Origin of the sequence: Bartonella sp. W8122 (genome assembly GCF_016102485.1) — a bacterium.
Lineage (GTDB): Bacteria > Pseudomonadota > Alphaproteobacteria > Rhizobiales > Rhizobiaceae > Bartonella > Bartonella apihabitans.
In genome coordinates, this window is the sequence record NZ_JACFOO010000001.1 from 1,032,291 (window position 1) to 1,059,081 (window position 26,791).

General features: G+C 45.2%; 20 protein-coding genes. 12 read left to right on the plus strand and 8 right to left on the minus strand.

Annotated features, from left to right (window positions below; genetic code table 11):
* Positions 1 to 166: 166 nt before the first annotated feature.
* The 3 genes from H3S83_RS04535 to H3S83_RS04545 all read right to left on the minus strand — a co-directional run bounded on the left by H3S83_RS04535 (position 167) and on the right by H3S83_RS04545 (position 6,531).
* Positions 167 to 1,864, minus strand: coding sequence for a hypothetical protein (locus H3S83_RS04535; RefSeq protein WP_198239031.1), 1,698 nt, complete (start codon positions 1,862 to 1,864; stop codon positions 167 to 169).
* Positions 1,865 to 1,879: 15 nt separating this feature from the next.
* Complete coding sequence (locus tag H3S83_RS04540; protein WP_198239032.1) at positions 1,880 to 3,568, minus strand: hypothetical protein; 1,689 nt, start codon at positions 3,566 to 3,568, stop codon at positions 1,880 to 1,882.
* A gap of 1,247 nt (positions 3,569 to 4,815) precedes the next feature.
* Positions 4,816 to 6,531, minus strand: a complete 1,716-nt coding sequence (locus tag H3S83_RS04545; protein ID WP_198239033.1) for a SulP family inorganic anion transporter — start codon at positions 6,529 to 6,531, stop codon at positions 4,816 to 4,818.
* Positions 6,532 to 6,747: 216 nt separating this feature from the next.
* On the opposite strand from H3S83_RS04545, the gene H3S83_RS04550 reads away from it, so the two are divergent.
* The 12 genes from H3S83_RS04550 to H3S83_RS04605 all read left to right on the plus strand — a co-directional run bounded on the left by H3S83_RS04550 (position 6,748) and on the right by H3S83_RS04605 (position 19,106).
* On the plus strand, positions 6,748 to 8,142 hold the full coding sequence (locus tag H3S83_RS04550) for an MFS transporter (protein WP_198239034.1): 1,395 nt from the start codon (positions 6,748 to 6,750) through the stop codon (positions 8,140 to 8,142).
* Between the two features lie 78 nt (positions 8,143 to 8,220).
* The gene (locus tag H3S83_RS04555; protein WP_198239035.1) at positions 8,221 to 9,993 is read left to right on the plus strand and encodes an SLC13 family permease; all 1,773 of its coding nucleotides are present in this window, start codon (positions 8,221 to 8,223) and stop codon (positions 9,991 to 9,993) included.
* Complete coding sequence (locus tag H3S83_RS04560; protein WP_149867411.1) at positions 9,990 to 11,132, plus strand: aromatic acid exporter family protein; 1,143 nt, start codon at positions 9,990 to 9,992, stop codon at positions 11,130 to 11,132. The genes H3S83_RS04555 and H3S83_RS04560 overlap by 4 nt, the downstream gene beginning before the upstream one ends.
* A 108-nt stretch (positions 11,133 to 11,240) precedes the next feature.
* Complete coding sequence (locus H3S83_RS04565) at positions 11,241 to 11,912, plus strand: tetratricopeptide repeat protein (RefSeq protein WP_198239036.1); 672 nt, start codon at positions 11,241 to 11,243, stop codon at positions 11,910 to 11,912.
* 3 nt (positions 11,913 to 11,915) lie between these two features.
* Complete coding sequence (der, locus tag H3S83_RS04570) at positions 11,916 to 13,343, plus strand: ribosome biogenesis GTPase Der (protein WP_198239037.1); 1,428 nt, start codon at positions 11,916 to 11,918, stop codon at positions 13,341 to 13,343.
* A 260-nt stretch (positions 13,344 to 13,603) separates the two neighbouring features.
* Complete coding sequence (locus tag H3S83_RS11680; RefSeq protein ID WP_370541334.1) at positions 13,604 to 14,911, plus strand: cell wall hydrolase; 1,308 nt, start codon at positions 13,604 to 13,606, stop codon at positions 14,909 to 14,911.
* A 235-nt stretch (positions 14,912 to 15,146) separates the two neighbouring features.
* Positions 15,147 to 15,566, plus strand: coding sequence for an AtpZ/AtpI family protein (locus H3S83_RS04580; RefSeq protein ID WP_077970716.1), 420 nt, complete (start codon positions 15,147 to 15,149; stop codon positions 15,564 to 15,566).
* Positions 15,567 to 15,577: 11 nt separating this feature from the next.
* Complete coding sequence (locus H3S83_RS04585) at positions 15,578 to 16,336, plus strand: F0F1 ATP synthase subunit A (RefSeq protein ID WP_077970718.1); 759 nt, start codon at positions 15,578 to 15,580, stop codon at positions 16,334 to 16,336.
* Between the two features lie 57 nt (positions 16,337 to 16,393).
* Positions 16,394 to 16,624 carry a F0F1 ATP synthase subunit C gene (locus H3S83_RS04590; protein WP_075870187.1) on the plus strand — a complete coding sequence of 77 codons (231 nt, stop codon included), beginning with the start codon at positions 16,394 to 16,396 and terminating at the stop codon, positions 16,622 to 16,624.
* A gap of 161 nt (positions 16,625 to 16,785) precedes the next feature.
* A complete protein-coding gene (locus H3S83_RS04595) occupies positions 16,786 to 17,358 on the plus strand; it encodes a F0F1 ATP synthase subunit B (protein WP_077970720.1) in 573 nt (190 codons plus the stop codon).
* A gap of 9 nt (positions 17,359 to 17,367) precedes the next feature.
* Positions 17,368 to 17,847, plus strand: coding sequence for a F0F1 ATP synthase subunit B (locus tag H3S83_RS04600; protein ID WP_077973457.1), 480 nt, complete (start codon positions 17,368 to 17,370; stop codon positions 17,845 to 17,847).
* Between the two features lie 992 nt (positions 17,848 to 18,839).
* The gene (locus H3S83_RS04605) at positions 18,840 to 19,106 is read left to right on the plus strand and encodes a YodC family protein (protein WP_078039207.1); all 267 of its coding nucleotides are present in this window, start codon (positions 18,840 to 18,842) and stop codon (positions 19,104 to 19,106) included.
* A gap of 253 nt (positions 19,107 to 19,359) precedes the next feature.
* Here the strand turns inward: H3S83_RS04605 and H3S83_RS04610 are convergent, their stop codons facing one another.
* From H3S83_RS04610 to H3S83_RS04630, 5 genes are all read right to left on the minus strand, one after another.
* Positions 19,360 to 20,271 carry a bestrophin family protein gene (locus tag H3S83_RS04610; protein WP_198239038.1) on the minus strand — a complete coding sequence of 304 codons (912 nt, stop codon included), beginning with the start codon at positions 20,269 to 20,271 and terminating at the stop codon, positions 19,360 to 19,362.
* 167 nt (positions 20,272 to 20,438) lie between these two features.
* Positions 20,439 to 22,733 carry a glycine--tRNA ligase subunit beta gene (gene glyS / locus H3S83_RS04615; RefSeq protein ID WP_198239039.1) on the minus strand — a complete coding sequence of 765 codons (2,295 nt, stop codon included), beginning with the start codon at positions 22,731 to 22,733 and terminating at the stop codon, positions 20,439 to 20,441.
* Complete coding sequence (locus H3S83_RS04620; RefSeq protein ID WP_198239040.1) at positions 22,733 to 23,677, minus strand: glycine--tRNA ligase subunit alpha; 945 nt, start codon at positions 23,675 to 23,677, stop codon at positions 22,733 to 22,735. The genes glyS and H3S83_RS04620 overlap by 1 nt, the downstream gene beginning before the upstream one ends.
* A 136-nt stretch (positions 23,678 to 23,813) precedes the next feature.
* Positions 23,814 to 25,562 (minus strand): tetratricopeptide repeat protein, encoded by a 1,749-nt coding sequence (locus tag H3S83_RS04625; RefSeq protein ID WP_198239041.1) that lies wholly within the window; start codon positions 25,560 to 25,562, stop codon positions 23,814 to 23,816.
* Positions 25,563 to 25,695: 133 nt separating this feature from the next.
* Positions 25,696 to 26,712, minus strand: coding sequence for a polyprenyl synthetase family protein (locus tag H3S83_RS04630; protein ID WP_246741714.1), 1,017 nt, complete (start codon positions 26,710 to 26,712; stop codon positions 25,696 to 25,698).
* Between the last annotated feature and the right edge of the window lie 79 nt (positions 26,713 to 26,791).

Here is a 26,791-nt window from a genome sequence, read left to right on the forward strand (position 1 = left end):
TGAAGCTTTAATATGTAGATAAAATTTATAAATTGCCCAACTTAAAGAGAGAAATTCAAATATATTTTGATTCTTACAAGAGTGTGATTGATTATATGAAATAATACGACACGATATATAGAGAATTATCTGTTAGATAATTCTCTATATAATTATATTTCACCATTTAATTTTCATTTTTTACGACAAGATCGACTTTATTGAGAGCACCTGCAAGATCATTTTGCAATGCTGTTTCAAGATCAGTTGCTGTGAGTCCTTTATCGTCTTTGGCTTTGATTGATATTTTGAGTGTTCCCGGTTTTTTTGCAAAAGCACCGAAAGCAGCTGATATCTTTTGTGCTTCTTCGTGATCTTTCAAAAGCATTGCCGGACTCTTCGTCATAACCACATAAAAGTCGTCATAAAGTTCTTTCTTGAGATCGTGTTTATTGTCGTTCAAGTTCCGGGCAAGATAGGTAAACAATTTGTCGATGAAGCCGAAATCGGAATAACGCATATCCGCTTTAGTGATGCCAATTTGGTTTGCAGCATCAAGCATTGCTTGTTTGTCGCCCGAAAAGAGTTCTGAACCGGCATTGATAATTGTTGCGGACATTTCGCCTGAACCAATGCCATCTGCGTTAAATGACAGATCATTAAGGGAAAGAGTTTGACGACCGGAATTATAAGAGAAATCAAGTTTGCCCGAGATATCCAGTGTTTTGAATCCCATATTCCTGAACATTTCGAAACTTTTCTGAGGCATTTCGCTGGTGTTTAATGAAAAACCATCCAGTTTCACTAACAAACTTTCAGGAACAGCTTGTTTCCATTCTCTTGGTTGGAGTTCGAACGAATTCAGGCTTGCTTTGACTGCTGGTAAATCGATATCAGCTTTTTCAACTTCGGCATCAATAGCCGTAATTGCCGATACTATCGTTGCGAGCAACTCATTCCTTGCCGCTTTTTCACCCTTTTCATCACCACTTTTTTTAGCTTCGAGATAGGCACGTGCAAGATCTTCAGGCACGGCTTCCATCGGACGCATTTTTAGCCCGGCGGTTTTAAACTTGTTGAGCGAAAAATGGGCATTGCGGTTGGTGCCCTCGAAGACATCGATTGCAATATCGCCGAGTTCTACAGGTCCGAAGATAGTCCGGCCAATTTTGTCCGGTTTTACTTTACCGGCCAAAATTGCATAGGTGTAAGCAAGATCAATATCACTCGCTTGCAAGGCATTGCTTTTGCCAATCAGCCGAAGGTTATTGTGTTCGCTCACATTGGAATTTGGCAGACCGACATTTGTACTCATGCCTGCAATGCCGACAGAACCGATATTGCCGGCCTTCAAACTCGAAAGCCAGAAGCCCTTGATATCAAGTTTTTCTGTCTCGCCTTGAGGATTGGACAGGGATACCTCTATATCCGGCGCATTGACCGACGATATACCAACGCGCAACAAAGCTTGTAAAACGTTGGATGCAATAGATGTATCCTTATCTTTGAGGGTGATACCATTCAATGTCATTTCAGGTACAACGACATGGATATTATCCCGTTTCAAATCAATATCATAAATTGTAAATGAACCGGGGACAAAGCCAACAGGAGGGCGACCGGAAACGGCACCTATTTTGAGAGAGACACCGTCGGGTACGGGTAAGGTGACATTTTTGAGGTTGACATTACCAGCGACGGTCACTTCTGATTGTTCGGCTTTGACACCATGTTTTGTCATCTCGTCTTTGACAAAACTGTTCAGATATGGAGCGGCCATATAAAAGGCTCCGACACCCAATATGGCCAGAATGACCACGCCTCCAATGATATAAATTAACCAGCGTTTAAGTGTTGCTATTAACCAGCCACTGAAATTGGCCATTACATTCTTCCAGTCTTAATGTGTTGTATCTGCACTCACGTCTATTTTATCGACTAAAGTTGCAGGAAATTGCTTTATTGCCGCAAAATCGGCTATGCCGATACCATCTTTTGATTTAGCTACAGCATGGACATTGATAGTTCCACCGTTTTCTATAAAGTTTTGCACTGCTTCGCCAGATTTTTGGGAATTTTCCGCACCAAGGAAAAGTGCAATTGCCAATCTGGCTTTGATAGCTGCCTCTCTGCGTTTGTTGGCAAAATTTTCGCCTGTATTCGCATCATAAAATTTTGCATAACGCTCAAGAAAGCTATCAGCGTTTGCCGTCAGGTGCAGATCATTTATGTGTATAACCATAGCAGATGCTATTATCATCGCTAAATTGTTTGAAAATAATTCCGGGCTGACATTTGAAAGTGTGCCGTTGAAGGACGCAGTTGCCATGTCCTGATAACCTAGAGTGTTGTTAAAATTAATTTTTTGGCTGTCACGATCCCAGTTGGCATCAAAGGCCCCATTGAATTTGATGGTTTTATAGCCGAGGTCTTTCAAAACACTGGACTCTTTTAGCGGATCGTAAGACGGGGATAAAATAAAATTCATTGCCTTTACACGATCACTTTCAACAGGGTACTCGAAATCTTTTACTACCGCTTTCAAAGATGTCGGTATAATTCCTTTGCCGAAATCGGCAGTGGCGTCAAATGCCCCCAATGTAAAGAGATTCTCTTCACTGTTTTTGGATGAGGGGTCGGAAAATTTAACACCGGATGTATGGATATTTTTGAATTGTGGCATGAATATCGTAGAATGAGGTTCCGAAAATGATTTATAAAGAGCATTATAATCGGCATTACCCGAGCTAATGGCGTGATTCAAAACATCAATAAAGTCATTCAACTGCTCCGAACGCAGGTCTGTTATTGAAAAACTATCTACTACTAAAGCACGTAGGTCTTCTCCGCTGGCTTCATAACCATTCAGGCTAATATCCACACGTCCATTCCGGTAAGTAACAGAAAAATTTTTCTGCTTCGAAGTTAGGTCGGAAAATTTTTGAGACACTCCTTCAACATCCATATCCATAAATCCGACCGACGAAAGTATGGCGAGACGCTTGAGAAAAATTTCGTTCTCTTTTATTTCCTTGACGTTATCAATGGAAGCAGATTGGCCAAGTTCTTCCATGAAACTGCTCAATGAAAAAGGTAGATGACGCAACGACAGTTTTGTTCCCCAAATAGTTTGGGCGGTAGACAGGGAGTTGTTTCCGTCTTCGTCTGGTTGGTTGATTATAATGTCATGAATTGACCAGCCATTTGCGACATCCTTGAACGGATTTTCCGCGTTGGAGGCAGATGACGGTTCGTTAAAATAGCTAATCAGATAACCGAGATCGAGGTTGTTTATTTCACTCTTACCGAATTCTGTCTTGGCAAATTTTGTATTTACCGAGGAGGCACTTTTTTTGCTTAATGGATATTCACCGGACATACTATCGGCTGTCACCTTTTTGACGAGACCCTTCGCAATGTCATCAAAAATAACGTTGTTATAAGAATAGGTTGCTCCATTTGTTTCTTTTCCATCGGTCCAGATCACAGTCGGAGCAACAATTTTTTTCGCAGTAATATTTCGAATATCGAAAAAATATTGATTGTCAGATGTTTTTGCATCATTGAGCGCGAAGTTTTCCAAAGTCATATTCGGAATAGACAGTTCGCTTTGACCTAACGAATAGCTGATTTTTTCAAGTTCGAGTTTTTTACTGGTTTTGCCGGAAAAATTGACTTCACCCTTGATTGTCTCGACTTGTAGACTTCTATCTTTGGAAAAATTGATCTTGGCGTCATGAATAGTAAAATGACGCCGCCAATTGACATCAAGCGAACTGAAGCTGACACCGTTTTCTCTGAGAAAATTTTCAACGTGTTTTTGTGCGGAACGAGCGAGATAGAAAACAAAACCACCCGCTATAATAGCAAGAACAATGATGCTTATGATAATTTTTGTCCAAGGCGACTTTCGGGTTCCCTTGTCAATGATTTGTTCACTCATCCCGTTTCCCCTCGATTGAAAAGGTTAAAACACAACACCCGTTGTTCTGTCTTCCATAATGGAAATAAATTGCGGCTTTATTCTGAAAAACAATGCATAATATAACGAAGCCACAGAGTCTTGTTCTTTTTTTATTGCTAACAGTCAATCCGCCTGTCACCGGCTTCGGTAGATAGCAATTTTCGGGCATTCCCTATAAAATCCTTGTTGATAATATCAGTTTCGACTTATGAAAGGCCGCTTGTCTTTTAGAAGGGCCAACGCCATAGGCGGGTATATCTGATCTGCTAATATATAAGTCGGCCTCGAATTTAGGAAATGGTGGTTAGCGGGCTGATGACAGAGACAATGATAGGCCAATTTGAGGCTACAATTCCATGGCCGCACCATGTGATATTCGAAAATATCGGGAACTTTACATTATAAAACCCTTATTGGCGGTATTTCTGAAAGGAAATTACAACGGTTATTCTCTCCCGATTTTGACGTAAAAAATAAGAAATTGGCAGGGAAAAGGGGCGGGGAAATATCATTATTTGCAGCGATGCAGACAATATTTGAGCAAGCTTGTCACGCGGTCTGTCATTGTCGTGTCATCGAGCTTCTTTCTGATAGAAATGGCCTGCTCTTTAAGGATTATTATTATTGCATTAAAGCGGAACATATCCGAGCTTTGCCGGTGACCAAACTTCTTGAATTCTGTTGATGTACCAAAATCTTAAATTCCGTCGATATGATTGCTTTTGTTGCGAAAAACTTCCGATTAATCAATCCGCTCTTTTTAAAATTCTTGGGGTATTAAAACATCGTAATCTAAACACTAAAGCCGACAAAGCTCATTCTGTTTTGATACAGCATTCGATCAATTTGAAATTTAGCTTTGAAAGTTGCGGTCAGGCGGTAACAGCTTCGCGTTTTATATATTTATGAACAGCTTTTCCCAGATTTTTTTCCAGATGGACAGCAGGTGGTCTGATACCATGTGACATAAGGTCTTTCAGAACCTGTTCGGAGGCACCGCAAATGACGAGGGTGATGCCTTGTTTTTTTGCTTTTCCGGCAAGACTTTCGATCGTATTTGCACCTGTTGCATCAAGAAATGGTACCTGAGCGAAATCGAGAATCATGGTCCGGTAATTGTCGCCAATCCGGTCAAGAACCGAGCCGATAGAGGCAGCCGCACCAAAGAAAAAGGCGCCTGAAATATGGTAGATAACGGTTCGGCTGTCTTTTTGCAAGTCATTGTCGAACTGGGCATTTGACGTATTGGTACCATCGGCTCTGTCTTCTGCAACCAGCGGGCGATCAGCTGTGACACTTGCGGCTTTCGACATACGGTGGATAAATAATAAAGCACCCAAAGCAAAACCGATAATAATAGCTTCGGTTACGTTACGGAAAATCGTTAATGACAGCGATACAAGAAGGACAACAGCATCGCCCGCAGACGCCTTGAGAAGAAGTGAAATTGCGCGTTTGTCAATCATATTCCAGGAAATAATGGCAAGTATTCCCGCAAGACATGCCAGCGGAATAAAATTGGCAAGAGGCGCCAATGCGACGAGGAACAACAGCAAAAAGATTGAATGACAAATACCGGAAATAGGGCTTCTTGCTCCTGCGCGAATATTGGTGGCGGTACGTGCAATAGCACCCGTTACACAAATACCGGCAAATAGGGCAGAGGCTATATTTCCAACCCCTTGTGCGACAAGCTCGCAATTCGACCGATGGCGGCGCCCCGTCATGCCATCGGCAACAACGGCCGACAAAAGCGATTCAATTGCTCCTAGCAATGTGAATGTCATTGCGTCGGGGAAAACGGCTTTGATTTTTTCAAAAGTAAAATCGGGCAGATGCGGATAAGGTAAAGCGGATGGCATAGTGCCGAATTTCGAGCCTATGGTAACAATGTCGAGATTGAAAAAAGCTGTTATAGCGCCGCCGAAAATGATTGAAAGCACCATGCCGGGCCAATTCGGCAATAGTTTTTTTAAAACCGTAATAAAAATGATTGTCCCCGCGCAGAAAACGATAGAAAGGAAGCTGCATGTTTCGATATTTTGCCAGATGAAAGGGAGTTTTTCTAAAATTGGCCCCGGCTCTTTTTCAGTGAGACTGAGTCCTAGCATGTTGATCAGTTGGCTTGAAAAAATAATGACAGCAATACCCGCGGTAAACCCCACAGTAACAGGATAGGGGATGAACTTGATATAAGTGCCAAGCCGCAGATAACCGACAGCCATCAGCATAATTCCAGACATCACTGTCGCAAGAAATAGCCCGTCCATCCCGTGCTCGGCGACGGTTGTCGAAACGACAATGATAAAGGCGCCGGCGGGGCCACCGATTTGAAAACGGCTTCCGCCAAGAAGAGCTATAAAAAAACCACCTACAATGGAAGTATATAACCCCTGTACAGGTGAAGCCCCGGAGGCAATGGCGATAGCAATTGAAAGAGGCAAAGCAACGATCGCAACGGTAAGACCGGCGATGACATCGGCGCGGAAATCGGCAAGATGATAGCCTTCGCGGAAGACTGTTACAAGCTTTGGCTGGAAAAGCTCGCTAAAGGATAAGGTATCAACAGCCTTTTTGGATCGCGCCATGATCTAACACAAAATGATTTGGGAAAAAGTATTTCATGATGCATAGCACGGTTGTTTTTATCGATCTACTTTATTCAAACAAAAATATCTTCACTCACATAAAGTTTATGTCACGTCACGATATAAAAATGATTTGATATTCATTATTTTCGAAAAATGTGCGCAATGAAAGTGTGATGCATGCGGATATCCGAAAAACAAGCTCATGAAACCGGAATGACACATCAAGCCCGTTGGGTCGCTGTTCTCGTTGCGGCTGCGTTTTTCATGGAAAATCTTGATGCAACCGTTATTGCAACGGCATTGCCTGCAATGGGCAAAACATTTGCAACAGATCCTGTAAATATAAACACCGGCATGAGTGCCTATATGCTCACACTCGGTGTCTTTATTCCTGCAAGCGGTTGGCTGACAGACAGGTTCGGTTCGCGTTCTATGTTTTCATTAGCCGTTCTCACTTTTACCTTTGCGTCTTTATTATGCGGACTATCGCCCAATTTGACTTTTTTCATTTGTGCCCGCATCTTGCAAGGCATGGGTGGTGCACTCATGGTTCCGGTCGGTCGCCTCGTTGTTTTGCGTCAAACCCCGAAGAACAAGCTTGTCGAAGCAATTGCTCTTCTTACCTGGCCGGGATTGGTCGCACCGATTTTGGGGCCGCCGCTCGGTGGTTTTATCGCCCAATATTTTCACTGGAGCCTGATTTTTTATCTCAATATTCCGCTAGGTTTTATTATCCTTCTTTTCAGTTTGAAAATCTTTCCTGATGAAAAATTGAAAACACCGCGATCTTTCGACCTTATGGGCTTCCTGCTTACAGGCATAGGACTTGCGACCCTTCTTTTTGCTACAGAAAAAGTCGGTGATAGCCATGGTCTCACACCACTTGTTATCACTTGTTTTGTTATTGGTGTGACACTGCTTTCATGGAGTATTTTTCATCTTGAACATGCCAAGGCACCGCTTGTTTCGTTAAAAGCTCTGTCTTATCAAACATTTGCCGTCTCGATATATGGCGGGACAGGTTTCAGGATGACATCCAATGCCGTGATCTTTATCCTGCCGTTGATGGCCCAATTGGCGATGGGTTTTACATCGACCGAGGCTGGGTTTCTATTAATGCCGATTTTTGCCGGTACTCTTGCAATCAAACCATTTACAACTCCGCTTATGCGTTATTTCGGTTTCAAGCGCACACTCGTTGTCAATTGTCTTTTCAATGCGTTATTTATAGCCCTATGTGGAACCTTTTCACGCGAAATGCCGGTTTCATTGATGGTGGTCGTGCTGACGTTGAGTGGCGTGTTCCGTTCTATCCAGTTCACGGCTTTGAATACAATTGCATTTGCCGATGTTCCGGACGAAGAAATGAACGGTGCCAACACATTGTTTTCAACAATTTTCCAATTGAACATAGGTCTTGGAATTGCATTAGGCGCAATATGTTTGCGAGCCGCCTCTCAGATAACCGGTGCCGAACTTGAAATGTCCCTCCTACCATTCAAACTAGCATTTTATATCGTTGCTTTTATAAGCCTCCTGCCATTATGGGGATTGTTACGCTTGAAACACAATGCAGGAGATCTTGTCGCCGGACATGTGAAGAGCTAGATTTTAAAAAAGCCATAGGCCACTTTCTGGAACAGGTCGGCCGAGGAGATGAATAAAAGAGGTGGGTGGCATCTTATTATGACAGCAGATCAGATTATGGCTTTTTCCATCATTGGTCTCATGATGGCAGTCTTCATATGGGATCGCTTTCGCTACGATGTTGTAGCAGTCTTGACGTTATTGCTTGCCTGTGCGGTCGGTATTGTTAGTCCGAAAGAGGCCTTTAAGGGATTTAGCGACGACATCGTGATTATCGTTGCAAGTGCCTTACTTGTCAGTGCAGGGGTCGCTCGTTCCGGAATAATGGAACTTATCATCCAACGCGTATGGCCGGATGTTAAATCTGTTCGGCTGCAACTTTGTTTTCTGGTTATTGTGGTCACGGTACTTTCGGCTTTTGTCAAAAATATCGGTGCTTTGGCCATTATGCTGCCGATTGCATTCCAGTTCGCCCGCCGCTCCAATGTCTCGCCTTCGATTTTTCTTATGCCTATGTCATTTGGTGCGTTGCTCGGGGGCTTGATGACGCAGATAGGCACTTCGCCCAATGTTGTCGTTTCTGCCATGCGAGAGCATCTTGTCGGCAAAAGTTTTACTATGTTCGATTTTACACCGGTCGGTGCAACTGTTGCCGCTGTCGGTGTGCTTTATCTCGTTTTTTTCTCATGGTTGGTGCCGGCACGCGCGCGTAAATCTGCGTCGCCTGCCAATGGCTTGACAAGCCGTGATTATATCTCGGAAGCCCGTGTCGTTAGCGGCTCGACAGTGATCGGTAAACAAATCTCCGATCTCGTCAAACCGGCGGCAGGAGATGCCATGGTTTTACAAATCATCAGAAACAAGACACTGATCTCTCCATTGCCGGATTTTGCGCTTGCCGAGGGAGACACAGTTGTTCTTGAAGGCACGCATAGCGGTCTCGATTCGGTCATCAATGCTGCAAAACTTGATATTGCCAAAGGTCGTGATGTCCAGACAGGTGACAAATTGCGCCAGATAGACGTTGTCGAAGCAGTTGTCACCGACAATTCCCCCCTTATAGGGATCAATGCAAAAAGACTTAATCTCTTTGATCGTTACGATGTCAATTTGTTAGCCTTGAGTCGCCCTCAGGAACGTGTAAGACAAAGACTGGGAGATATTGTTTTCAGGCTTGGTGATGTGATTGTTTTGCAGGGACGTGATGATATTATTCCGGATCTGTTGCAGGAATTGAAATGCCTTCCGCTCGCCAAGCGTAACATCATGTTCGGCAGTTTGCGGCATGGTCTGGTGCCCTTGACTATCCTGTTTATTGCAATTGTGGCCACAGCATTGCAAATTGTTCCTGTGGCACTTGCTTTTTTTGCGGCAGCCGTTGCCATGATCGTTTTTCGGGTCATACCTGCAAGAGAGGCTTATCAGGCACTTGATGGTCAGATATTGGTCATGCTTGCAGCGCTGATACCGGTGAGCGAGACATTGGAAAAAACCGGCTGCACAAAAATTATCGGTCATTGGCTCAGTATGTTTGCATCATCGCTGCCGCCTTCCGGTGCGCTGGCGGTTATTCTCGTTGCCGCAATGCTCGTTACTCCATTTCTCAATAATGCGGCAACAGTCATGGTCATGGCACCGATTGCAACGAGCTTTGCCGAATCGCTCCAATTCAAACCGGAAGCATTTCTGATGGCTGTCGCAATCGGTGCGGGATGTGATTTTCTGACCCCCATTGGTCATCAGTGTAATATGCTCGTTATGGGGCCGGGTGGTTATCATTTCAGCGATTATCCACGGCTTGGTGCGCCTTTAAGTTTTCTCATAGCGGTGGTTTCGGTTCCGATGTTGATGTGGGTGTGGCCGCTTACATGATGACCATCGGATTCAAACTCAAGTTTAAGCAAGCACTCAATCAGGTCAGGTTGAGCTGGAAGGATGCTCTATGTGCTGGCCTTGCTGCCGGCCTTGCATGGTTTATCTCGGTCCATTTTCTTGACCATGAACACCCGATCTATGCGGCAATGACGGCGCTTATCTGCTTGGCTCCGGGGGTCCCCAGCCATGGGCGTCAGGCAATCTATGTATTGATCGGCGTGTTGACAGGTGTGGCAGTCGGAGAGTTGACATTGCTCCTTCCTCCCATGCCGACCGAAGTGCGTATTGCTATTGTGGGATTTGCGGGGATGACGATTGCATCGGCTTATTCCATTGTTCCGGCCATTATTATTCAGGCAGGCATTTCGGCAGTTATGGTTTTTGCGTTAGGAGCAGATGTTGCCGGCTGGACCCGCGCGATTGATGTCGCTGTCGGAACGTCGATAGGTCTCATTTTCAGCCAAATCCTGTTTACGCCCGATCCACTGAAAACCCTGCATTTGGCAGTGGAACGGTTTTTTAAAGAAGTGGCTTTGAATTTCACACTCGCAGCCGATGCGCTTGAGAGAAACGATGTTTCGGATGCTATCAAAGCAATGAAGAGTTGCAGCCGTACCCATTCGGCTCTGATCGGGCTAATCGGAGCAATTGACGTAGCGCGCTCGAATGCCCGTTGGACATTGCGCGGACGATTATCGTCACGCGAAGTCGTTTCACTTTCTGCCCGCTACGATCAGTCAGGCATCAGACTTTACGCTTCGTCGCTTCTTTTTTGTGAGGCCATGGTAAACGCGATACGCAAAGGGCGGGAAGCGCCACCCGAATGGCTGATAGAGGCGCTAAAACTCATTGTCGAAAATTGTCATTTTATTGCTGGCGAAGCAAAATTGGGGCAAGAATTTGTATTTCCGGATCGCTCAGGCAGAGCCGAAGCCTCATTGACATGGCGCGAATGCGTGATTGACATTGAAATGGTAGAAACGACACTTGCACGTTTCTATAAAAGCAGGACAAGGAGAAATCGTCTTGCCGCTTACCGGAAAAAGCAAATTCTTGACGCCGTGAGAGAACAAATTGCCGAACGTAAACGCGCCGAAGCTCTTCTTGCCGATGAAGAAAAAGATAAAAAGTTGTAAAAAAAGAAGGGGATGATCTTATTGTGACCTTTTTTCATGGTAAGGACTACCATCTTTGTTAAATTATGCTTAAAAGCCCTAGAACGCCGTTTTTGACAGGAAAAGATAATGTCGAATGAAAGTTTTATTCGTGAGGTGAATGAAGAGATCCGTCAGGAGAAGGCGAAAGCCTTGTGGGGGAATTATGGCCCTTATCTTATTCTGGCAGCTGTTATTCTTGTGCTCGGTACCGGCATTTATCAAATTTATGACCACTGGCAATCGTCGAAAGCCGGACGTATCGGGGATACACTGCTTATAAGCTTCGACCTTTCTGACGAGCGTAATTTTGATGAAGCATTGACAAAACTCGATGATGTCGAAAAAACCGATTTTGGCGATTATCCTTTTTTGGCGGCTTTAAGAAAAGCGGCAATATTCATGAAACAGGGCGACGCTACCAAAGCAGTTGCCGAATTTGACAAGGTTGCCGGTAATAAAAACGCTCCCGAAATTTTACAAAAAGTTGCCAAAATTCGGGCAGCCTATATTCTTGTCGACAATGGCTCGTTCGAAGATGTCGAAAAACGCGTGAAAGATCTCGCAACCGATGTTGACTCAACACGCATTATGGCTCGTGAAGCTCTCGGGCTTTCAGCTTACAAAGCCGGAAAAATGGACGATGCCCGTTATTATTTCCAGAAGATCGTCGATGAAGGCATGGACGGCTTCAAAGCCACAGAACGTTCGCGTCTTATGCTTGAACTTATGCAAAGCTCCGGTGCTATAGCCAAGGAATAGAAAATGGGTTTGACCATTGCAATTGTCGGTCGTCCCAATGTAGGCAAATCGACACTGTTTAATCGTCTTGTCGGACAAAAATTGGCTCTTGTTGACGACACACCAGGTGTGACGAGAGATCGGCGGCGCCATGCTGCTCGCCTGATGGATTTACGATTTGATGTCATTGATACCGCAGGCCTCGAAGAAGCCAAAAGCGATACACTGGAAGGGCGTATGCGTGCCCAGACCAAAGCGGCCATTGATGAAGCGGATCTTATCCTTTTTGTGCTTGATGCAAAAAGTGGCATGACATCAAGCGATTTGAATTTTGCCTCACTCGTTCGCAAGTCGGGTAAGCCGATTGTATTGGTTGCCAATAAAGCGGAGTCGAAACAGGCAACAGCAGGATTTTATGAAGCATGGTCTCTCGGCCTTGGCGAGCCATGTCCGATTTCTGCCGAACATGGGCTCGGCCTTCAGGATTTGCGCGACGCTATAGTTGAAGCTGTGGGGAAAGAAAAGGTCTTCGCTCGAACTCTCGAAGACGAAAAGCTTCGTCAGGACAAAACGACCTTTGGCGAAGATATTGACGACCCTGAAGCGGATGAACCGGCTTACGATTCGACAAAACCTTTGCGTATTGCAATTGTCGGCCGACCGAATGCCGGAAAATCAACGCTCATCAATACAATGCTTGGTCAAGACCGTTTGTTGACCGGTCCCGAAGCAGGAATTACCCGTGATTCGATTTCGGTCGATTGGCGTTGGAAAGATCGCGAGATCAAACTTTATGATACTGCCGGCTTGCGAAGGAAGTCGAAAGTCGAGGGGAAACTCGAAAAGCTCTCGGTAGCCGAAACATTGCGTGCTATCCGTTTTGCCGAGGTTGTTATCATTGTCCTTGATGCGACAATTCCCTTCGAAAAACAGGATTTGCAAATAGCCGATCTTGTAATTCGCGAAGGTCGTGCGCCGGTCATTGCTTTTAATAAATGGGATTTGATTGAAAACAGGCAGGAAACGCTAGCACGATTGCACGAGGAATGTGCGCGGCTTTTACCTCAAGTGCGGGGCTTGAGGGCTGTCCCTGTATCCGGCGAAAGAGGCGAGGGAATAGCCCGCCTCATGGAAAACGTAGAGCTGGTTCACCGTATCTGGAATCGCCGTATATCAACCGGTAAGCTCAACAGGTGGCTTGCGGAAATAACAGCCTATCATCCGGCACCGGCTGTTTCCGGACGGCGTTTAAAGGTGAAATATATTACACAGATCAAGACCCGCCCACCTGTCTTCGTGGTTTCGTGTTCGCGACCGGAGGCTATGCCTCAATCCTATCTGCGCTATCTTGTAAACGGTTTGCGTGATTCTTTTGACATGCCTGGTGTTCCGATAAGGCTGACAATGACCACTTCTGACAATCCGTTTGCCGGACGGGCTAAAAAACGCTGAGTCGTTTTTTTAAAAAAATTTCGTTTGCACATTATTCAGGAATATTAACAAATCGGCTTTGTGACTTTCAAAAACGCCGATAAACGCACAATTTTGGCGTTAACCATTTTTCCAAATTAATGAAAAATTAATCAATAAAATCAACGAATAAGGTGGTTTTTGTTAACCATAAATAAAGGTTGGTCAGGCTATCTTCACACCCACAGAAAACAAGTTTTTCTTTTTGTTTTGCGTAAGCGTATTTGCGTTGGAGTGATGTGGTGTTTGAAGTATCTTTCATACCGTCTTTGCGCCGTCATGGTAACAAAGGAAAGCGGAGTGATGTGCTTCGCACCGCATCCTCTTATTACATGCCAGAGGGGCGTTTCTACGAAGCGCCTGTCATTCTGAAGCAAGAAAAACGGAAATTCCGTGTTTTGCCGCTTTTTCTTGGAGCAAGCCTTTCGGTTTTAGCAGCATCATCCATTCACAAGCTTGATATGGATGGGGGCTTTTCATCTCAAAAATCGGTTTTGGCTCATGATTCGAGAAATAAATCGATCAATGCCTCTTCGCTTGTTGAGCCGATGAAGGCTTCCGGTATCGAATTATCCGGAAATGTCCGGCCAGATTCGTTGAGCCAGAAAAAAATTGACCTCGCTTCCGACAATGATGCTTCCAATTCTGATGTCAAACGGGAAAAGAGTAAAGCTTTAGAACATGCAGAGGACGAAAGTTACAATATATCCTATAGTGACGAACCGGAATGGCTCTTGAACAGCGGCAGAATTACGCCGTTTTCAGAAAGTTTCCAACAGGTCGGTTCATTCGAGATGGCTCAAAGAACAGCCCCTGAAAATGACGCGTCACAAAATGATGTCGAGAAGAAAGATAACGCCGATCAAAAATCCGGTGCAAAAATAGCTCTCGTTATTCCTCAAAAAAAACCGGTCGCGAAACTTCCGGTTCCGAAGATTCTCAAGAACCTTGTTACCAACGACAATCCTGACGTGATGGCTCTTGCCTATGCTCCTGCCAACGCAAAGGTCGATACCAGCGCATTCGATAGTGTGCTAACGGAAAAACATTCCCAGATCGACCGTAATGGTCGCTTTATTCCGCCGATCGGGCGTAATGATCATGCCTGGGCTGCCACACCTTTGCCGCCCGAGGCTTTTTCGGCAAAAGAGCAGAAATGTCTGGCAGAAGCGGTTTATTTCGAGTCCCGCGGAGAATCAATAAAGGGACAAGCGGCTGTGGCTCAGGTTGTTTTGAACAGAGTAAGAAATCCGGCCTACCCGAATACGATTTGTGGAGTCGTTTACCAGAACACCAACTGGATCAATCATTGCCAGTTTTCATTTGCTTGTGATGGTCGCAAGCACAGAGTAACCGAAATAGCGCAATGGACTGTTGCCCAGCAAGTTGCGCGTGCTGTTTCGGCTGGTCAGATATGGTTTCCCGAAGTCGGTTCGGCTACTCACTATCATGCCGTCTATGTTCGCCCCCGCTGGGCACGCACAATGATAAAAGTGGACAAAATCGGCTTGCATATTTTTTATCGCACCCGCTATGGCGGCTGGATTTGATATTAAACTTATTCTTTTATCATGAAAAAACATTAAAAAACAATAAGTTGTGAATATTCTTCCGATTTCGTTGCGAACAAAATGAAGTTAACGCAAGCCTTTACTTTCCCGTTTAAAGAAAATTCCTTTTGATCTTGGGGAATGGCGGCTTGACGAATGCCTCTCGTAACAATATGTTGCGCCCAAACTCTAGAGGTCAGACCTTTACTTTGCATTTGGGATTAAGGGGCCAAATATGGCGAAAGGTGATAAACCTGATAAGCCTGAGAGAGGTGCTCGAATACCGGAGCAGGGGGGTAGTCCTGAACCTTCGGATCTGGAAATACGCAGGCGAAATCTGCAAGAAAAATTGGCGCGTTATAATTCGGCCAAAAAACCGGATCATGAAGAGGGGGAATCTGGACCGCCAAAGGGGATGGCACAAGCAATCAGATTATCCAGTGAATTTTTGGCTGGTGTTGTGGTTGGTGTTATACTAGGGTTAGGTATTGATCAATTGGCAGGAACATCGCCGTGGGGATTGATTATTTTTCTTTTCCTTGGATTTTCTGCCGGAGTATTGAATATATTACGGTCGGTGGGGGCTGTGGCTCCCAGTCAAATTGGCAAAAACGGCGCATCGCGCCAAGATGAGGGGCCTAATAAGCCCGAGTAAAAGAGGTTAAGGTGTCAGCGAGCGGTCCAGATCCTATTCATCAGTTTCAGATGTCTAAGCTGATCAATATTTCTTTCGGAAATATGGATTTATCATTCACCAATGTTTCGCTCTTCATGGCAATAACAGTGGTTTTTTCCTCAATGTTCCTGTTTGCATCTTCTTCAAGTCGTGGAATTGTCCCGACCCGAATGCAATCAATTTCGGAAATTACCTATGAATTTGTTGCCAATATGTTGCGCGGTTCGGCGGGGGCACAAGGAATGCGGTTTTTCCCGCTTGTGTTTTCGATATTCATATTTGTGCTTGTAGCCAACTTTTTAGGTCTTTTCCCTTATTTCTATACCGTCACATCGCAGATCGCCATTACATTTGCTCTTGCGATGCTGGTCATTTTTACCGTGGTTATTTACGGTTTTATCAAGAACGGGTTCGGATTTTTGAGATTGTTTGTTCCGTCCGGTGTGCCGGTTATCATCTTGCCACTGGTGACAATAATCGAAGTTATTTCGTTTTTGTCTCGTCCGATTAGCCTATCCGTTCGTCTTTTTGCTAACATGTTGGCAGGACACATTACACTGAAAGTGTTTGCCGGTTTTGTTGTCTCTATGATAGGCTTGGGAGCAGCCGGCATCGGTGGCTCGATCCTGCCTCTTATAATGACTGTTGCAGTCACTGCACTCGAGGTTCTTGTGGCGTTTCTTCAAGCCTATGTTTTTACTATTCTAACCTGTATGTACCTTGCTGATGCGGTGCATCCCGGACATTGATGAAACTGGTGGGCTTCCACCGCTTTTAAATGCGATTTTGCTTCAAAGGAGAATGATATGGAATTAGCACTCGCAGCAAAATATATAGGCGCTGGTCTCGCCTGCTTTGGTATGGCAGGTACAGCTCTCGGCCTAGGTAACATTTTTGGTAGCTATCTTTCGGGTGCTCTTCGCAATCCGTCTGCTGCCGATGGTCAGTTTGCACGTTTGGTTTTCGGCTTTGCTGTTACAGAAGCTCTGGGCATTTTCTCGTTGCTCGTTGCTATTCTGCTTCTCTTCGCTGTCTGATAAGTAAATGCCTTTGGCTATTGCATTTGGCGAGGCAGGCGTAAAGCCTGCCACACGCTCTTTAGCTAGAGCCAAAAGCAAAAAGAAAAACCTTAAGCTGCCGCAAGGCTGTTACCATTTGTTTTTCAAAAGCATTGGAGCTTGTGAGAGGGTAAAACGGGATGTTTCTATCTAGCGCACTTGCGCAAACTGTCGAAACGCCAGTAGAACATGCGGGCGAAGCTGCACAACATGCAGGGCGTGTTTTTCCGCCTTTTGATTTTTCATACTACGAATCGCATATATTCTGGCTCATTATTTGTTTTGGCCTGTTTTATATATTCATATCCAGGGTCATTGTTCCGCGTATTGGTGGTACAATTGAAATCCGACGGGATAGAATTGCTTCCGACCATGATAAAGCGGAACGTATGAATATGGAGCGTGAAAGCGCCATTGCTTCCTATGAACGTGAGCTTTCTGAAGCGCGCTCTCGTGCTATTGCAATTGCACAAAGCTCCGCCGATGAAATTCGCAACAAGGTTGATGAAGAACGTAAAAAGTCGGAAGCCGAGCTTGATAAAAAGCTGGCAGAATCCGAAGAGAGAATTAAAAAAATCCGAAACAACGCTATGGGTAATGTTAACAAGATTGCCGAGACGACAGCAGCAGAGATTGTTGAAGAACTGATCGGAAAGAAGGTCAGTGCTTCGGCTGCAACGGCAGCGGTCAAGGCAGTAAGCGGTTTGGAGTAAAAAGTCATGATGACAGATACGTTCTGGGCGCTGATAGGATTGCTGCTTTTTATCGCCGTTCTTGTCTATTACAAAGTGCCTGCACTTCTTAATAGTTTTCTGGATAAACGTGCCGAACTCATTCGCAGTGAACTTGATGAAGCACGTCGCACGCGTGAAGAAGCTCAGGAACTTCTGGCTGTTTATCAGGCCAAACGCGAACAGGCGGAAAAGGAAGCAAAAGAGATTATTGCAGCCGCAAAACGTGAAGCAGAACTGCTTGCAAAAGATGCTCACCAGAAAATGGCTGATTATGTCGCCCGCCGTAACAAAATGGCAGAACAAAAAATTGCCCATGCGGAATCGGAAGCAATCGACGCCGTTAAAGCATCAGTCGTTGATATTGCTGTCGCTGCGGCAAAAGAAATGTTGGTCAAGGAAATTGACGATAAAAAATCGGCAAGTCTTATTAAGGATTCGCTTGCTGATGTCAAAGCCCACCTTAATTAAAATTCCGTCTTGAATACAGGGCGAAAAGATCACTGAAAACCACGCTTAAAGCGTGGTTTTTTTGTGCCTTTTGACAACAAAGTTTTTCAGGCTTGGAAAAATAGCTCCATCGTTATTCGTTTTAAGACGGCAGTCGTGCGAAGCGCATTTTCCGCAGTAATCCATTTTCTTGTTGAGCCCTTTCGCGTTTTCGACACGCACACCCGAACGGCTACTTGATGCCGATGATAACGCGTGACGGTTAATGCAGACAGTAAAGCGCCAAGCCTAATGCTGGTGGCGATGAAGCCCAAAGTTTAATGCTGGCGGTAAAGCGTCAAGTTTAATGCAAGCGACAGAGAGCAAGCTAAATGCCAGCGATAAAGTGTGACGCTTAATGATGCCGATAAAGCACGAAGTTTAATACCGTTGCAGAAGCATTACGTTTAATGCAGCCGATAGCTGTGAAAAACGGAAACGGGAACGGCAATATAGTTTGCGCTATAATGCCAGACCGAGGAGCCGGAAAATGATTGAAATTTTTGTTTCGAGCCTTGAAGGGGGGCTATCCAATTTTCGGTAATTGACTGCCCGTTATCAAATCTCTTTCAATTGCATTTGAAAGCTCCGGTTTGGAAACTTCAAGCTGAGATTGCTTTAGAAATGAAACGGAAAGAGAAAATGCCCGAGTGGAAGTGAAAATAGGTACAAGGAACTCTATTTTTCACGTTCCTATCATTTTCAAGTCGGGGGTAAGCAATTTCGCAATTGTGGTTGATAGTTTGTAGAACGACATCTCTCCCGATTGCTATATCTCTATTTTTCCCCAAGCTTCCGGAAATTTGCATGGCGTTTTCGAACAATTAAATATTTTTCTTTGCCTCATGGACAAATTATGGAAAGCAAAGCTAAAATATCTTCTGGTTAGAGCTTATATATAGTAAAACCTTTTTAAAAGGTTGAAGCTTTTGTGACGTTGGTTGTCAAAATTGGAGCGTTTAGAGGGATATAAAATGTTTAAAGCTGGCAATATTGTTCGGTTAAAATCCGGCGGTCCTAAAATGACTGTCGATAAAGTCAATAATAGCAAAATTTCTTGCGTATGGTTCAAAGATGAACATTTGAAGACGGCAATTTTCCGCAAAGACACGCTTGAGCTTGTGGACGAGGGAGAGAAGCGCAAATCTTCAAAGAATAAAAGCAAGATCAAAATTGAAGAAAATGGCAGGGCTATGGCCACATTCAAGGCCGCAAAAAAAGCCGATAAGAAGTCTGTCTAGATTTATGCCGATAAAAGTATCCGGTTTGTTAAAGAACCGTTTTGAATTTTTGCAAAACCGCTTTGAAACTTCTTTTGATTGAAGCAATCGTTACGTTTTAAAGCGGTATTTTTATACGCCCGTTTCTTGTGTCGGTTTACATCATTTTACATCGTTTTGCCGGTCGCAAATCAAATCCCTGTAGCCCGCGTATTACTTTTGGCCGGACTAGCCCGATTACCAATCAATAGCGTTCCGACCTCGAATAGTGTTCCTATCTTAATATGAAATCGACCGGTTCAACAGGTTTTGGAAGAGGAAGGCCTAAAGCTGCGCAAACGTCGCGCTCGATGATTGTTGCCATGGCATAAATCGGAAGGACATTATCGATATTGCTGAATGGTCTTTCCAACTCGTCGCTCAGCGCGTCAAGGCCAAATAGCGTATAAGCAACAAGGAGGCTTGCAACCGGTGTCCACCAACCGAGTATATCGGTAAAACCGAACGGAATGAGAAAACAATATATATAAGCCGTGCGATGGAGGAGAAGCGTATAAGCGAAGGGTACGCGCGTATTATTCAATCTCTCGCATGAAGTCTGGTTTTCATTAAGCTCGGTCAAGCTTTTATCAAACATTTGATATTGGATATCGCTCAGAGCTTTTTGTCGATGCAATGTTGCAAGGCGCTTCGAAATCTCGTTTAAGATGAATGAAGGCTTATTATGACTTTCCTGATAGGCTCTTATGAAGTCTTCCGGATAGTTTGAAATCAATGAGGGGAGGGATGATGTACCCTTTAAATGGTCAACAAGGCTGTGGGAAAATGCGGACGTGAGCTCCAGTAGAGTTTTCCGTTCAGTTTCATGTTTCGCCAATACAGCGGTTTGGCGAATGAGATCGCGGGAGCCGGAAATAATTTTTCCCCAAACCTTTCGCCCTTCCCACCACCGGTCATAACAGGCATTGTTGCGGAAGCCCAGAAAGGTCGACAGCGCAATGCCAAGCATCATGAACGCGGTCCCGTTATTATAGGTCGGTATGACGCGGGGATAAAAATGGTGGGCTAATACCAAGGCGGTTGAAAGAATGAGAATTGCGACAAGTTGTGGTGCAATGGCCGGAAGAATAGAGCCATGTAATACGAAAAAAAGCCGCAAAAAACCCGGCCGTTTACGGATAATCATTTCATTCTCCGCTGCCAGTAAAACAATATCCAACCACCGGCAACTCTTAAATTTTATAATATTCTTTGTGGCCGTTTGAGGGCAATAAAGTGCGGTCACCGCCCGACAAACCCGATTTTGAAAACAATTCAAATCGGGGCTTGATCAGGCGGATTCCCTTGTAACTTTCAACCGGCAAGTTTGGAAAAATCGGCCACCTTTCCAGTCACTGTTGTGATGCGTTGCAAGAGTGACAACCGGTTTGCCCTTACTGCGTCATTATTGTCATTGACGAGTACTTTTTCAAAAAATGCATCAACGGGTTGACGCAATCCGGCAAGCACAAGCAAAGCTCCCGAAAAATCATTGGAAGCAATATGGGATTTCACCTTGTTTTCGGCATCAACGATAGCCTTGAAAAGTGATTTTTCCTCTTCTTCAATGAAAAGCTCGGGATCAACATTTTCAGCAATCCGGGTTTTTTTCTTGATCTCGGCTTCCAGAATATTGAAAGCACGTTTGAAGCCGGCAATCAGATTATTTCCGTCATCGGTATTAATGAAGGAAATCAAGGCCTCGACGCGACGGGCAACCTGCAAGAGATCATCGTCATCATCTTGCATGACTGCATCGATAGCATCGTAGCGGGCACCTTCGTCTTTGAGATAAACTTTGAGGCGCTCATGGAAGAAGGATAAAAGATCGGCGAGTACCGGCTCGGTTTTTGCAGCCACTTCCTTCTCGAGCCTCTTTTCCTCCATTGAAAGTGCATTATCGACATCTTCTGCGGCATCGGTTTCTTTTGCGTTTTCATGACGCAAACCATCTTCATAGAGGCTCAATGCGCGTTCTATCGTGTGGCGTGAAATAAGACCGATTGCCTGTTCGAAAATCGGCATAAGATGGATTGTCCAATCGCGCACAAGGAGTAGGCGGATGACACCGAGACATGCACGCCGCAGCGCAAAAGGATCTTTCGAACCGGTCGGCTTTTCGTCGATAAGCCAGAAGCCTACAAGAGTGTCAATCTTGTCGGCAAGGGCAACGGCAATTGAAACAGGGGCACGCGGAACGCTGTCCGTTGGTCCTTGAGGCTTATAATGTTCTTCGATAGCTGCAGCAACGCTTTCGTCTTCGCCTTGAAGAAGAGCATATTTATGCCCCATGACGCCTTGGAGTTCGGGAAATTCGCCAACGGCTTCTGTTTGCAAATCGGCTTTTGCAAGAAGTGCGGCGCGTTTTGCGAGTTTAACATCGGCGCCAACCAGCGGAGCGATGATTGAAGAAAGAGCGGTAATGCGCTCGACTCTTGCTCCTTGTGTGCCGAGTTTTGCGTGAAAGGTTACATTCAAATGGTCAAGGCGCGCCATACGTTGGTCAAGCGGCTTCTTCAAATCAAGGCCAAGTTTTTCCGCCGACAGAGAGATCTCGGAAAGATCGGGTAGGTTGTGCTGGTCGGTATGCCAGAAATACAAGGCATCCGACAAACGCGCCCGCACAACTTTGGCATTGCCTCGTGCTATTTCTTTGCCACCATCAGGTGCAGCAATATTGGATACCAATATGAAGTGATTGGATAGTTTTTGCTCTTCCCCCTGTTTGCGGGTGACAAAGCATTTTTGATTGATGCGGATGGTGAGCCGGATGATTTCGGCAGGAATTTGCAAAAAGTTTTCCTCGAATTCACCCATAAGAACGACCGGCCATTCAACAAGGTTTGAAACTTCTTCGGCCAGTCCCTCATCCTCGACCAGATCAAGTCCCTTGGCAAAACACAGATTGCGTGCATCGGCAAGGATGATTTCCTTGCGGCGATCGCCATCCAGAATGACTTTCTCGTTTTCGAGCTTCGTCACATAATCTTCAAAACGACGAACTTCGATCGGCTTGCCATCGCTCAAGAAACGGTGGCCATAAGTTATGTTGTTGCTCTTAAGTCCTGCCACCTCGAAAGGAACGACTTCCGTTGCATCATTTTCAGGTCCGAAAACGCACAAAATATTTTTCAAAGGACGGACCCAGCGCAAGGCATCCTGTTTTGTCGATTGCTTGCCCCAGCGCATGGATTTCGGCCAAGGAAAACTGCGAATAATATCAGGCATTATATCGGCAATAATTTCTTCGGCACTGCGCCCTTTTTTGGTAATTCGGGCGATATAGAAATCCCCTTTCTTGGGATCGGTTTTGATTTCGGCTTCGCTAATATCGGAAAGACCGGCCGAGCGTAAAAAGCCGTTTATGGCTTGCTCGGGAGCTTTCACGCTCGGGCCTTTGCGCTCTTCATGAACATCCTTCGAACGGGCACTCAAACCTCTTATATCAAGTGTCAAGCGCCGTGGTGTCCAATATTCGCGCGCTGCTTCGTAAACAAGACCATTGTCAACAAGTCCGTTGGTGACCAGTTTTTTCAGGTCGCCTGCCGCTTTACGCTGCATACGGGCGGGGATTTCTTCACTAAAAAGTTCCAGAAGAAGGTCGGGCATCAGGCTTCTCCTTTGTAATTTGCGCCACCGGCGTCGGTTAACAGAAAAGCTTCACCACAACGGCGCGCAAGATCACGCACCCGCAAAATATAGCTTTGTCTTTCGGTAACAGATATGACACCGCGCGCTTGTAAAAGATTGAAGACGTGACTGGCTTTGATACATTGGTCATAAGCCGGCATGACACAAAGGTGAAGTCCGCCTTTTTCTTGAGGTTTTCCTGCTTCCAGAATAGCCGCGCATTCGCGTTCTGCATCAATGAAATGGCGGTGCAAAAGTTCGGTATCGGCAAATTCGAAATTGAAACGCGAATATTCCTGCTCGGCTTGAAGAAATATATCTCCGTAGCTTATTTTGTCTTCACCTTGGCGTCCGTTGAAATTCAAATCATAAACATTGTCAACGCCTTGGATGTACATTGCGAGCCGTTCCAGACCATAGGTGAGCTCTCCCGAAACGGGAGAACATTCAATGCCGCAAATCTGCTGAAAGTAAGTGAATTGCGATACTTCCATACCGTCGCACCAGCATTCCCAGCCAAGCCCCCATGCCCCCAAGGTCGGGCTTTCCCAGTCATCTTCAACAAATCGCACATCATGGAGATGTGTATTAAGTCCGATAGCCCGCAAAGATCCGAGATAAAGATCCTGTAAATCATCCGGTGAAGGTTTGAGCAAAACCTGGAATTGATAATAATGTTGTAAACGGTTCGGATTTTCACCATAGCGACCGTCGGTCGGACGGCGCGAAGGTTGTACATAGGCAGCTTTCCATGGACGAGGTCCCAGTGACCGCAAGGTTGTCGCCGGATGAAAAGTACCAGCTCCCACTTCCATGTCATATGGCTGCAAAACAGCGCAACCATATTGCGCCCAATAATTCTGCAACGTCAGGATAAGACCCTGAAAAGAGCATTTCGGATCAAGATATTCGGGTAGGCTCACGATATTACCCTTTTGAGATTGATAAAAACATATCCGGAAAGGGAAATTCCGGCATGAAAAATGTCTATGCTTTCACGCCCCTATGGTCAAGAGACGAGACAAATCAAAACAGTTATATAGCGACAGCTTTGCCCGTTTAATTTTGTTTGCTATCGGTTTTTTCAGCAGATTTTTCCAATGCAGGTGTTTTTAGACCGGATTTCAGCTTTTCCTGAATTTTTGTCAATTCTTCCGGTTCGGGTTTTCCGGCAATTGCATGATTCCACTGGAATGTGGCTTCAAGTTTGCGTCCGACCATCCAATAAGCGTCACCAAGGTGATCATTGATGGTTGCGTCTTCGGGGCGTAATTTGACCGCGTTTTCCAATGTTTTGACGGCCTCGTCATAGCGACCAAGTTTATAATAGGCCCATCCGAGAGAGTCGACGATATAACCATCTTGTGCCCGCAGTTCGGCTGCTTTCTTGACCATATTCAAAGCTTCATCAAGCTTTTCATTGCGATCGATTAATGAATAGCCAAGATAGTTCAATACCTGCGGCTGGTTAGGATAGAGTTCCAGCGCTTTTCGAAAGTCCGGTTCGGCCTTATCCCACTCTTTCAACCGCTCTTCCGCCATGCCGCGTTGATAGAGCATCAACCAGTTTTCTTGTTCAAGATGGGGAATGCGGGAAATTGCACGATCCATCACAGCAGCGGCCTTGTCATAAGCTTTGTCTTGCATATAGACGCCGGTCATTGCCATTGAAATGCGTTGGTCTTCCGGAAAATCTTTTTCAAGTGCCGAAAGGTGACGAATGGATTCTTCGCTCTTTCCCGTATCAGCCAGAATAAGCGCAAGTCTCAACTCCGCATCCCGATAATAAGGTGATTTAACCGGTATCTCCTGATAAATGTCGATCGCGCGGTTGTTTTCTTCCAGTTTGGAGGAAATATCGGCAAGCTGGAAAAGTGTTGCGTCATTGTGGGGACGGAGCGCTTCAGACAATTGAAGAAAAATACGTGCAAACGCCTCGGCACCCCCACGGTTAATGGCTGTGCCGAGATCATAAAGCACTTCGCTCGCACCTTCTTGCGGCGTTTTGACCACCATATCCAGAGAACTTCCGTCTTCAATCCGCTGACGGATGTTTTTCAATGCATCGCGTCCGGTAAGCATTTTCTCGCCTTCACGTAAGGTGGCGAGTGCTTCATCGCGTTTATCGTTGCGCAATTGAAACGATGCATAAGAAATAATGATGCGCTCATAGGTGTCAGGTGCGGCTGCACCACCTTGGCGGTCGTTTAACGCCTGCTTGTAATAGCGCTCTGCCTCATCTTTATGTCCGGCAAGATCGTTCATCAGCGCCATATGATAACTCAAGAACAAATCATACCAAACCGGTCCGAGAAGATCTTTGACTTCTTGAATGGCGCCTTTTGTATTTCCTCGTCCGAATGTTGCCCATGCTCCCATCAATCCGGACGAAAGTTTATCCATGTCGGAGGGATCGGAAAATTCGAGCTCACTTTTTGCGCCAATGTAATTTTTTCTGATAAAGGCATCACTTGCAAGTGTAAGCCTGACATAGCGTTCCACATCAGCATTGCCTTTGAGCCGTTTTGCCTGTTTGACAGCGTCTTTGAACTCGCCTGCAGATAAAAGGGTTAAAAGCATATCCTGCTGCATGGATACGTTATCCGGTTCAAAACCGAGGGCCTGTTTGAAATAGGAAATAGCAAGATCGACATTGTTGTCGCTCGCTGCGATGCGACCTGCCAAATAAGCTCCGGCAAACGACCCCGCTTTGACAGGTTCTTCTTTTTTTGCAAAAGCGGAGGCTGTCATCAAAATTGTGCCGGCAGTCAAAAGTGCAATCAGGCGAGTCATTTTCGCGGCTTGCATAGAAAAGATCCTTTTTCCAACATAAAACAGGTTGGCAACCTTTATAGGATATATCCAGCCAATTTGTTTAAAAATTCCATCAATTCCCCGTCATTTTTATAAGAATTTATAAGAACGCTGTTTTTGTGCGAAGTTAATTCACCCGGGAAATACAAAACTCGATCACTTCGCATAATGCTGCTTTTTCCTTGCCGGGTTTAAGCCCGTCAAGAGCCTTCAATGCCTCATTGCCATGATGGCGCGCTGCTTTGATTGTATCTTCAAGACTATGATGTTGTTTCATGAGTTTCAGCGCGTGGGCTAGCGCATCATCGTCATTTTTTCCCTCTTCGAGAGATTGTTTCCAGAAGTTTTTTTCTTCATCGTCTCCACGAATATAGGAAAGAATAACCGGCATGGTAATTTTGCCTTCGCGGAAATCATCTCCGGTATTTTTACCCAGATTTTTGGAATTGCCGCCATAGTCAAGTGCGTCATCGACAAGCTGAAAAGCAAGTCCGAGCGAAGTCCCGTAATGTCTCAAAGCCTGACGTTCTTTTTCCCCACATCCCGCAATGATAGGGCCGACTTCTGCTGCTGCAGAAAAAAGCGCGGCAGTTTTGGCATTGATAACTTTGAGATACTCGTCTTCTGTTGTCGTCAGATGCTTTGCAGCCGCAAGCTGCATAACTTCACCTTCTGCAATAATTGCCGCAGCATTGGCAAGCACCGACAAAGCGTCCATTGAATTGACTTCAACCATCATTTTGAATGCTTGTCCAAGCAAAAAGTCGCCGACGAGAACACTCGCCTCATTGCCCCAGATCATTCTGGCGGTGGATTTTCCCCGACGCATATCGCTATCATCGACAACATCGTCATGAAGAAGAGTTGCTGTGTGCATAAATTCAACCGCTGTTGCCAGCTTGATATGCCCCGACCCCTGATAACCGAACAAGCGTGCAGAAGCGAGGGTCAACATCGGTCTCAATCTCTTGCCGCCGGAAGAAATAAGATGGTTCGAAACTTCAGGAATCATTTCCACATCGGAACCGGCCATAGCAATGATAAGTTCATTTACTTTTTGCATATCATCTTTTGTAATATCGATAAGCGGCTTTATAGACGCCTGATATTTGACTTTTTGACCTGTTTTGTTCTCAGCAACCAATGCCCATTCTCCTGAAAAATCTTTTGATTTTTGCCTGCACCTTAATAAACCAAGCTCATCAACTCAAGCGTGATATTGC